Origin of the sequence: Megasphaera sp. DISK 18, assembly GCF_001682955.1 — a bacterium.
Classification (GTDB): Bacteria; Bacillota; Negativicutes; order Veillonellales; family Megasphaeraceae; genus Megasphaera; species Megasphaera massiliensis.
In genome coordinates this window covers 23,748-30,250 of the sequence record NZ_LUGJ01000020.1, presented here as the reverse complement: position 1 = coordinate 30,250, position 6,503 = coordinate 23,748, and the positions used below count along the sequence as shown (strand labels likewise).

The following is a 6,503-nucleotide window of genomic DNA, read 5'->3' as shown; positions in this document are numbered from 1 at the left end:
AACATTTATTATAGAACCATAAAAAAGGACTACCGAGTGACGATAGTCCTTTGAATTTGGTGGAGATGAGGAGAGTCGAACTCCTGTCCGTAAATGCTGCCCCATGAACTTCTCCGAGCGCAGACCTTGTTAGTATCTTAAACCGTTTTCGTACAAGGACAAACTAGACGATTCCAGCCTGTGAGTTTCCCGACACGGCTGCCAGGCAAAACCATGTGGTATCCCGCTAAGTGACGTCTGCAAACTGCCCGCAGGATTAGCAGCAAGAGACGTTAGCCGCCCTTAGGCAGCTAAAGCAAAATTGTTTTCTTTTGCGTTTAATTTAAAAGGTTCACCGATTTACGGGCAGATGAAACCCCGGCTCGCTATTCATGATACAACCATCCACGTCGAAACCTTTACATCCCCATGGATGGAGAACCCCCATAGAGATTCAAATTAAGTATAACATATATTTTACAAATTGCCAACTGGTCTTCAACGGGTCTTATGATATAATAGTAGCGACGATGGGGCATCTCCCTTTTTCTGATAGTGCCTCTCATCGAACAGACTCGCAGCAGAGTCGTAAGAAGGTGTCACTTCATGTTGTATCTTATTAAATGGATTTACGCTTGGATTTTGCCCATAGGCAGTATCGTATTGGCCTTTATGATTTTGACGGCCTGGCTCTTTCGAAAGAAGGCGAGCGGCTGGTGGGCCATGCTGGTCATTACGGCCGTCTTCTACCTGTTGTCGACGGAGCCTGTTGCAGACATCCTCATCCAACCTTTGGAAATGGCCTATGAACAACCGTCCCTGGAAGCTCTCGACGGCGACGTCATCATCGTACTTGGCGGCGGCTCCCGTGCCGGTGTCCCTGATGTCGACGGCACGGGCCAGGTCGGAAGTGCGGCGGCCAACCGATTCTTGACGGCCCTTCGCTTGGAAAAAGCAAAGAATCTGCCCATCCTCTTGTCCGGAGGAACCGTCCTCGAAGGTGAGGCCAATGAATCTCAGATTGAAAAGCGGATGCTTCTGTCCCTTGGCGTTCCCGAACCACGAATTTTTATGGACGATAAAAGTCGAAATACGGCGGAGAACGCCGCTTTCTCTAAAGAAATTTGCCGTCAGCAGGGCTGGAAGAAGCCCATCGTCGTGACCAGCGCCTTCCATATGCCGCGGGCAGCCCGGTTCTTCAGCCGTGAAGGAATGGACTTCATTCCCTATCCGTCTGACTACCGCAGCAATATGCATCCTATTTGGTCGCCCTATACTGTCGTGCCGCAATCGGCCTATCTCCTCAATTCCTGTCTGGCCATCAAGGAATACGTCGGCATCGCTGCTGCATCTTTGGGAATGCAATAAATTGGGACGTAAAGCGTCCATGGTATTGCAAAATTCGGCCCGATGTGGCATACTTACATTGTAAGTAGCAAGGCCTTTAAGTTCTTAGAATTATATACAAAAGTTATTTTCGTTTTTAAAAGGAGTGTATCGACAATGATTAAAGTTGGTATTAATGGTTTCGGTCGTATTGGTCGTTTTGTTTTCCGCGCAGCTCAGACTCGCGATGATATTGAAATCGTAGGCATCAACGACCTCGGCCCGGTTGAATACCTGGCATACATGCTCAAATACGACACCATGCATGGTCGCTTCGATGGCACGATTGAAGTTGACGCCAAAAATAGCCAGCTCATCGTCAACGGCAAAAAAATCCGCGTAACGGCTGAAATGGATCCGGCTAACCTCAAATGGGACGAAGTCGGCGCTGAATATGTCGTTGAATCGACTGGTCGTTTCCTCACGATGGACCTCGCTGAAAAACACTTGGCAGCAGGTGCTAAATATGTTGTTCTCTCCGCTCCTTCCAAACAGGGTGAAGACGGCCGCCAGGCAGACATGTTCGTTTGCGGCGTTAACACCGACACATACAAAGGCCAGACCATCGTCTCCAACGCATCTTGCACGACGAACTGCCTGGCTCCGATCGCTAAAGTCCTCAACGATGCTTTCGGCATCAAAGACGGCCTCATGACGACCGTTCACTCTACGACGGCTACTCAGAAAACCGTTGACGGTCCTTCCATGAAAGACTGGCGCGGTGGCCGTGCAGCTGCCGGCAACATCATTCCGTCCAGCACGGGTGCTGCTAAAGCTGTAGGCAAAGTCATTCCTGAATTGAATGGCAAATTGACCGGTATGTCCATGCGTGTTCCGACCCTCGACGTTTCTGTCGTAGACCTCACGGTTAACCTCGCAAAACCGGCTACGTACGATGAAATCTGCGCAGCTATGAAAAAAGCTTCCGAAGGCGAATTGAAAGGCATCCTCGGCTACACTGAAGAAGACGTCGTTTCTTCCGACTTCCTCGGTTGCCCGCTTACCTCTATCTTCGATGCTAAAGCAGGTATCGCCCTTACGGATACTTTCGTTAAAGTTGTTTCCTGGTACGACAATGAAATCGGTTACTCCAACAAGGTCCTCAACCTCATTGCCGTAATGAACGATTACAACAGCAAACACTAATTTGTAGCGACGCATTTCCCAACGGGTAAACAGCCTCCCGTTACAAATCAGATTGAAACATCGAAAAGCGCTGAAAGGGGCTGTCGCTGCGGCGACAGCCCCTTTTGTTTTTCTTTACTACAAAAAGGAGTAAAACACTACAATGGCAAACAAAAAACCAGTAATGTTAATCATCATGGATGGTTTTGGCTGCAGCGATATCCAAAAAGATAATGCCGTAGCCCAGGCGAACCTCAAGGTTTTGCCGAAACTTTGGGAAGAATATCCCCATTCCTTCCTCGGTGCTTCTGGTGAAGATGTCGGCTTGCCGGACGGCCAGATCGGCAACTCCGAAGTCGGCCACCTCAATATCGGTGCCGGCCGCATCGTATACCAAGCTTTAACCAAAATCACGAAAGACATCAAAGAAGGTCCCTTCTTTGAAAAACCGGCCTTGGTCGGTGCCATGGAAAACGCCAAGAAAAACGATTCAGCCCTCCATTTATTGGGCCTCGTCTCTCCCGGCGGCGTTCACAGCAGTGAACAGCACCTCTTCGGCCTCCTTGAAATGGCCAAACGTTTTGGCTTGAAAAAAGTCTATGTCCATGCCTTCCTCGACGGCCGCGACGTACTGCCCCGCAGTGCCGGCGAATTCTTGAAGGAACTTGAAGATAAATGCGCCGAACTCGGCGTCGGCGAAATCGCCACCATCAGCGGTCGTTATTACGCCATGGACCGCGATAAACGCTGGGAACGCGTTGAAAAAGCTTACGATGCCGTAGCCTTGGCAGAAGGACCGCAGGAACCAGATGCAGCCACGTGCTTGAAACATTCTTATGAAGCCGACGTTTCCGATGAATTCGTCGTCCCGACGGTCATCCGTAAACATCCCGTTGAAGATGGGGACAGCGTCGTCTTCTTCAATTTCCGCCCTGACCGGGCTCGTCAGCTGACGACGGCTTTCGTCGTTCCTGACTTTGCAGAATTCCCGCGTCCGAAAAAATTGGACGTATACTTTGCGACCATGACCCGCTACGAAGATGATCTTCCGGCCCATGTCGTCTACGACAAAGAACGGATTCCCCATACCTTGGGTGAAGTCCTGGCCAAAGCCGGCAAGACCCAGCTTCGCATTGCAGAAACGGAAAAATACGCTCACGTCACGTATTTCTTTAACGGCGGCGAAGAAGAACCGAACAAGGGCGAAGACCGTATCTTGGTACCGTCCCCGAAGGTTGCAACCTATGACCTGCAGCCGGAAATGAATGCTCCTATCGTTACGGAAAAAGTCATCGAACAGATCAAGGCCGATAAATACGATATGATCATGCTCAACTTCGCCAACGCCGATATGGTTGGTCACACCGGTGTTTTTGAAGCGGCTGTCAAAGCCGTTGAAACGGTGGATACCTGCGTCGGCAAAATCGTCGAAGCCCTCCATGCTGTCGATGGACAGCTGCTCATCATTGCGGACCACGGCAATGCTGAAAAAATGGCTGATCCCGAAACGGGCAGCCCTTATACGGCTCATACGACCAATCATGTACCGTGCATCTTGGTCAGTGAAGAACACAAAAATGTTCATCTCCACGACGGCATCTTAGCCGATGTCGCTCCGACGATGCTGACCTTGGCCGGAATGGATATTCCCAGTGAAATGACAGGCAAAAGCCTGATCGATCAGTGATGATCTCCGTCGTTCTGCCGCATTTCGAAGGGAGAGAGTAAGATGGAACAAGATACGCTGAGTATCTTTCAAAAAATAGCTCCCGATGTTATGGGGACCATTAAGGAACGATATTTACTATTGCGGCATATTGCCGATGCCGAACCGGTAGGACGCCGGACCTTAGCCGGACTTTCCGGGCTTTCTGAACGCGTCGTCCGCTCTCATGTCGACGTTCTGCGCCGCAGCGGCATCGTCCGCTTTACGACGCTGGGCATTGCCATGGAACCGGAAGGAAAGCGGCTCATGCCGGATCTCTTGGAATGCTTTCTGCGTCTCAATAACCTCGATGATATCCAGCGTCAAATCCGGCAGAAGCTGGGGCTGAAGAATGTCTACATCGTTCCCGGTGACAGCGACAGTGATAAGACGGCGAAGGAAGAATTAGGGCGCCGCGGTGCCCTGCTCTTAAACGATCTCTTTGGCAGCGTCGACACCGTCGCCATCAGCGGCGGATCGACCATGGCTGAAGTGGCCCGGATGCTGCCGGAATGCCTGGCAAATGTCACCATTTTGCCGGCTCGGGGCAGCATGGGGAACCACGTCGAAGTACAGGCCAACTATATTGCTGCCAATGTCGCTGCCAAGACACACAGTTCATACCGTATGATTCATATTCCCGAAGGACTCAGCGATTCTGCCTTGCAGATGATGCTGAAGGCCGACCGCCAGACCCAGGAAAACGTCGCCATGACGGCCCGGGCGCAGGTCGTCATCTTCGGCATTGGCCGCGCCGACCGCATGGCCCGAAAAAGGGGAATGACGACGCTCCAGCGCGATGCCCTGCACAGCCTCGGTGCCTGTGGGGAATCGCTGGGCTGCTACTGCGGCCTCGACGGCAAGATCTTATACGGTACGAATAATATCGGCATTTCCCTGCGAGAAATTAAATATCACCCTCACGTCATCGCCGTAGCCGGCGGTGCCAGCAAAGCTGAAGCCATTGTCGGCGTCATGCGGGCCTGCCATACGGGAACGCTGGTCACCGATGAAGGGGCGGCTGAAAAAATCATACAACTGCTTTAATTAGAGGAGGAACCTATTCATGAAAAAAACAATCACCGACGTCAATGTCGAAAACAAACGCGTTTTTGTCCGTGCAGACTTTAACGTACCTCTTGACGAAAACTGCAACATCACCGACGATACGCGTATCCAGAAGACGCTGCCGACGATTAAATACTTGCTCGAACATAATGCGGCTGTCATCTTGTCCAGCCATCTCGGCCGTCCGAAGGGACAGGTTGTCGAAAAATACTCTTTGAAACCCGTCGCAAAACGCCTGTCTGAACTCCTCGGCGTCGACGTCAAATTCGCTCCCGATTGTGTCGGTGCTGAAACGAAAGCCATGGCCGATGCGCTCAAACCGGGCGAAGTTCTCCTCTTGGAAAACCTCCGCTTCCATAAAGAAGAAGAAAAGAACGGCGAAGACTTCGCTCGTCAGCTCGCTTCCTTGGCTGAAGTCGGCATCAACGATGCTTTCGGCTGCTGCCATCGTGCTCACGCTTCCGTAGCCGGCATCACACAGTTCCTGCCCATGGCTTCGGGCTTCCTCCTCGAAAAAGAAATCCGCTTTATCGGCGGCGCTGTCGATAACCCGGCTCATCCTTTCGCAGCCATCATCGGCGGTGCTAAGGTATCCGATAAGATCGAAGTTATTTCCAACCTCCTGCCGAAAGTCGATCTCATGATTATTGGCGGCGGCATGGCCAACACCTTCTTGGCTGCTCAGGGCTATGGCATCGGCAAATCTCTCGTCGAAGCCGATAAAATCGACTTGGCGAAAGAACTCATCGCTCAGGCTAAAGAACAGGGGACGAAACTGCTCCTGCCGGTCGACGTCATGGTCGCAGCTGAATTCAAAAACGATGCCGACCACAAAGTCGTTGCTGTCGATGCCGTTCCGGCCGATTGGATGATCCTCGACGTCGGCACCAAGACGCAGGAACTCTTTGCCAAAGAATTGGCTTCCATGAAACTCATCGTTTGGAATGGTCCCATGGGTGTATTTGAAATGGAAAACTACGCCAAAGGTACGGAAGCCGTTGCCAAGGCCGTTGCTGATTCCGACGCTGTTTCCATCGTCGGCGGCGGTGACTCCGTTTCGGCAGTCAACAAAACCGGTCTGGCTGACAAAATCAGCCACATCTCGACGGGCGGCGGTGCTTCCCTCGAATACCTCGAAGGCAAACAGCTCCCGGGCGTCGTTGCTTTAAGCGATAAATAAGTCGTTTCATACTATTTCATATACATACGCCGGATGCCCGGAATTCCCGCTGTCATGACG

Annotated in this window: 5 protein-coding genes and 1 other RNA gene; 5 read left to right on the top strand and 1 reads right to left on the bottom strand. The window is 51.6% G+C overall.

Features of this window, described 5'->3' with window-relative positions; translation table 11 throughout:
* Positions 1-57: 57 nt before the first annotated feature.
* Positions 58-408, bottom strand: a transfer-messenger RNA (tmRNA) gene (gene ssrA, locus A0U42_RS04785).
* Between the two features lie 177 nt (positions 409-585).
* On the opposite strand from ssrA, the gene A0U42_RS04780 reads away from it, so the two are divergent.
* The 5 genes from A0U42_RS04780 (at position 586) to pgk (ending at position 6,443) form a co-directional block, all read left to right on the top strand.
* The gene (locus A0U42_RS04780; protein WP_065360079.1) at positions 586-1,347 is read left to right on the top strand and encodes a YdcF family protein; all 762 of its coding nucleotides are present in this window, start codon (positions 586-588) and stop codon (positions 1,345-1,347) included.
* 135 nt (positions 1,348-1,482) lie between these two features.
* Positions 1,483-2,511 carry a type I glyceraldehyde-3-phosphate dehydrogenase gene (gap, locus tag A0U42_RS04775; RefSeq protein ID WP_044505124.1) on the top strand — a complete coding sequence of 343 codons (1,029 nt, stop codon included), beginning with the start codon at positions 1,483-1,485 and terminating at the stop codon, positions 2,509-2,511.
* Positions 2,512-2,653: 142 nt separating this feature from the next.
* A complete protein-coding gene (gene gpmI / locus A0U42_RS04770; RefSeq protein WP_044505123.1) occupies positions 2,654-4,177 on the top strand; it encodes a 2,3-bisphosphoglycerate-independent phosphoglycerate mutase in 1,524 nt (507 codons plus the stop codon).
* 42 nt (positions 4,178-4,219) lie between these two features.
* Positions 4,220-5,242: a sugar-binding transcriptional regulator gene (locus A0U42_RS04765; protein WP_044505122.1), complete on the top strand. Its 1,023-nt coding sequence runs from the start codon at positions 4,220-4,222 to the stop codon at positions 5,240-5,242.
* A 19-nt stretch (positions 5,243-5,261) separates the two neighbouring features.
* Positions 5,262-6,443, top strand: a complete 1,182-nt coding sequence (gene pgk, locus A0U42_RS04760; RefSeq protein WP_044505121.1) for a phosphoglycerate kinase — start codon at positions 5,262-5,264, stop codon at positions 6,441-6,443.
* The last annotated feature ends 60 nt before the right edge of the window (positions 6,444-6,503 follow it).